Consider the following 3,660-nt stretch of genomic DNA (forward strand, 5'->3'; position numbering starts at 1 on the left):
CTGAGGCTTTGAAATAAGCCCTTGTAGGAGGGATTTCTAATCCCGATCTGAGGCTTTGAAATAAGCCCTTGTAGGAGGGATTTCTAATCCCGATCTGAGGCTAGACCTATTCGGGATTAGAAATCCCTCCTACAGTTTTACCCTGATTTATAAGGTATATGGCTTAACCGCTGCTTTTGAATGGTCTCCTATAGCAACTGTTTGAATCGGCCTTAGATACTAGCGGCCACTTCGCGTACTTCGCCGCTTTCAATGGCTAACAAATGGTCGGCCCATTTCGCAGCCCATTCTCGTAACTCATGGGTATCCAAGGGCGTAGGTACTTTCGAGTTGGTGTGGTTATATATCTTTGCAGCTAGGCTACGATAAACCCCGGCCTGGGCTGATTTTGGCGCGGCTTCAATGGTTGTTTTGCCCTGCAACTCGCTTTGGGTTACAGTCACCGACCGAGGTACATATTCCACTACCTGAGTGCTGGTACGAAGCACAAAATCGTCAATAATTTCTTTTGAATATCCGACGTTAATCGAGTTGGCGATAACGCCCCCCAACAAGCCACCACCGGAATTTGAGTACTTTTGGATACCCTTGAAGAGGTTATTGGCAGCACAGACCGCCATAAAGTCAGCCGAGGAGACGGTGAAGACATGCTCAGCAATACCTTCGCGAATGGGAACCGCGAAGCCACCGCAAACCACGTCACCAAGCACATCATAAATAATGATGTCCAGATCGAGTTCTTCAAAGACCTTCAGTTGCTTCATCAATCCGACGGCGGTGATGATACCTCGTCCAGCGCAACCGACACCCGGCGCAGGACCGCCTGCCTCCACGCAATAGATACCGTTGAAGCCTTCATACACAACCTCGTCCGCCTTCACCTTGGTATGCTCGCGCAGGGTATCCAGCACGGTCGGTATATAACGGCCTCCTCGCAGGGTATTGGTCGAATCGCTCTTGGGGTCGCAACCGAACTGCATAACTTTATAACCCATTGTCGAGAGTGCGGCACTAATATTGGAGGTAGTGGTAGATTTGCCAATACCACCCTTACCATAGATCGCAATCTGCTTAATTTTCTTTGCCATTGTCCTTCTCTCTAGTAGCTAAATTTTTAAAATATTTGGAATTAATGAGGCGCTCCAGTGCTTGATCAATAAAGATAGGGGCCTCTATTACCCGTATCCCGCGTGAAGACAGCAATGCCTGTGCGCCTGGCCCGATACGACTAACCAGTACAAAAGCACAATCAGCCAGTAGCTCAACTGATTGTGACAGGAGGTTCTCGTCGTGCTGTCTCGAATTACAGCCGGGATTATTAAACCGGGTTTCAATACTGTGATAAGTATCACCCTCGATCTCATAAATTATAAATTGTTCAGCGCGCCCAAAGTGTTGGGTGATATGCTCCCCGTCCCAACTGGCGACTGCTACTTTTAATGCCATAACCTCTTTCTCTTTATAGTAGATAACACGCCTAATAAAAGACCAGTCTACGCTATATAATAGGTGGCAAAGACCAGTCTACGCTAAAAGAGTTTTAGCAAAAGCGTTACCATACCTAGACCAGTCTACGTACCATCTGTGGATACCGCTTAGTCTTTAATCGTTAGTTGAGTTGCGGTTAATGATCGGTTCATTCCTTAGAAACTTGGCATCGCACAGGTTGGTAGTAGTGGGAGTAAGGGTAGAGCAACCCTCCTCGCCAGGAACCCCGACCGCATCGGCCCGGCATTGGTTACAGTTCCGAAACTGCTTAAGAATGGCGGCACACTCATCCCTGACTTGGTTAAGTTCCTCGACCGAGGGAGGTATTACATCCTTAAACTTAGCCTGCGCGATCAAGGGCATAATATTCATGACATGCGCCCCTAGCTCTTTTACCACTCTAGCGACTTTAACCAAGTGCTTGTCATTGACCCCCGGAATTAAGACCGAATTGATTTTTACCACCATACCCCTTTCGGCAGCGGCTTTGAGACCCTCAAGCTGGTTTCTGCTCAGAATTTCAAAGGCTTCTCGGTCACGATAGGTCTTGCCTTCGTATCGGACATAGGGATAAATTTGTCCACCAATTTCAGGATCAACCGCATTGATGGTGATGGTTAAAGCAATAACACCTGCTTTGTCCAACGCATCTACGTGCGCGGGTAAAGCCAGCCCATTGGTGGAGGTACACTTGATTAAATCCGGGAACTCCCTTTGAGCTAGGTTCAGAGTCGCAAGGGTGGCAGAATTTGCCAGCGGATCGCCTGGCCCGGCAATCCCAAGCACCTTAATCCTTGGTTCCACTTCCAGTGCTTTCCTGATGGTGGAAATAGCGGTCTCTGGCGAGATTATTTGGGTAGTAACCCCTGGTCGGTTCTCGTTCGGGCAATCAAATTTGCGAATACAGTAACCACACTGGATATTGCACTTTTTGGCTACTGGAACATGGATTCGACCAAATGTGAAGTGCGCCACGGTGCTATAGCATGGGTGCTTAGCTACCTTTGAAACCGCACTTTCCACCCGTATTTTTTTTCAGAAACTGGAGCTTGCACCAATTCTGTCATTAAATGGCTCCTGATTCGGAGAGTATTCTCTCCCTTTTTTCATCTTTATTATATATGTTGACAAAATTATCAAAATTCAAGGTAAAAAAAGCCGCCTGCTAAGATTTAACTTGTCATAGCAAACGAACCTCTGGATGTCCAGTCAGTTCTTTATAAAATGAAATAGGGCTAATCGCCTCTATCTAATCAAAGCAATAAACTTATTTTTCCACATTGAATTCAATATCTCAAAAAACATCCGAACATAAACCAAAAAGGCAAAAAGGTTCGCCTTCTGCCACAATTAAAGTAAAGTTGCAGTAAGCGAACCTCTGGATGTCCAGTCAGTTCTTTATTATGATCAGGCAAATCGCCTCTATGTAATCAAAGACCAGTCTACGCAAGAAACTTATTTTCCGCACCGAAGTAAGCTTTTGAGATATTAATAATATAACTTACTCTATTAAGTTTATCAAGTTAAATTCTGGTAAAGATTGATGACCAAACTACTCAGGTTAAGATTTAGGCAGTCCAAGATTGCCCGGAAATATTAGGATCAGGAGTTTCGAATCTCTGCCTGGATTGTGATGCTTCCGGCCTTCTCAAATTGGAGGGTAACCGGGGTGTCAGGAATATACGGACAAAAAGGAATCTGACCCACTTTTGCTGAAAATAGGCTGCAATAACTGATTTTTGCCTTTGGTCGGAGCATGATAAACTCAGAAGTAGCCCGTCTCAGCTATTACAGGAGGGTTCTCAGCAAAAGTGAACCAGAACCAGAATCGACCGTACTTTTCTGACACCCCTTTTAGGCACTCGATAATGCTCTCCAATGCCTCAGTAGGAGCTTTTTGGCGCTCGATCACGTTCTGCTGCACTTCGATAAGGCTCTCCCGCGCTTCGATCTTGCTCTCCAGCGACTCGATCACGTTCTCCAGCGTCTCGATTTTGCTCTCCAGCGTCTCGATTTTGCTCTCCAACGTCTCGATGCGGCTCTGTTGGGCTTGAACCAGTTCTAGCAATTGCTCAAACCTAGTCTCAAGCGAAGGTGCGGGGTTTGTGGTCATAGTGTGCCTCTACTCTCTAACAGCTAAAGTTTGATGCAAAATAAAAAGGGTTCCCTACT

Annotated in this window: 4 protein-coding genes; all 4 read right to left on the reverse strand. The window is 46.2% G+C overall.

What is annotated here, in order from left to right; translation table 11 throughout:
* Nucleotides 1–212 precede the first annotated feature (212 nt).
* The 4 genes from nifH to WCK19_RS18295 all read right to left on the reverse strand — a co-directional run bounded on the left by nifH (nt 213) and on the right by WCK19_RS18295 (nt 3,601).
* Entirely contained in the window at nt 213–1,088 is an 876-nt protein-coding gene (gene nifH / locus WCK19_RS18280) for a nitrogenase iron protein (RefSeq protein WP_342398842.1), read from the reverse strand.
* Nucleotides 1,072–1,446, reverse strand: coding sequence for a NifB/NifX family molybdenum-iron cluster-binding protein (locus WCK19_RS18285; protein WP_342398843.1), 375 nt, complete (start codon nt 1,444–1,446; stop codon nt 1,072–1,074). The genes nifH and WCK19_RS18285 overlap by 17 nt, the downstream gene beginning before the upstream one ends.
* Nucleotides 1,447–1,602: 156 nt before the next feature.
* Nucleotides 1,603–2,511: a nitrogenase cofactor biosynthesis protein NifB gene (nifB, locus tag WCK19_RS18290; RefSeq protein ID WP_342398844.1), complete on the reverse strand. Its 909-nt coding sequence runs from the start codon at nt 2,509–2,511 to the stop codon at nt 1,603–1,605.
* A gap of 742 nt (nt 2,512–3,253) precedes the next feature.
* Nucleotides 3,254–3,601, reverse strand: coding sequence for a hypothetical protein (locus tag WCK19_RS18295; protein ID WP_342398845.1), 348 nt, complete (start codon nt 3,599–3,601; stop codon nt 3,254–3,256).
* Nucleotides 3,602–3,660: the final 59 nt, after the last annotated feature.

Source organism: Candidatus Chlorohelix sp. (genome assembly GCF_037138995.1).
Lineage (GTDB): Bacteria > Chloroflexota > Chloroflexia > Chloroheliales > Chloroheliaceae > Chlorohelix.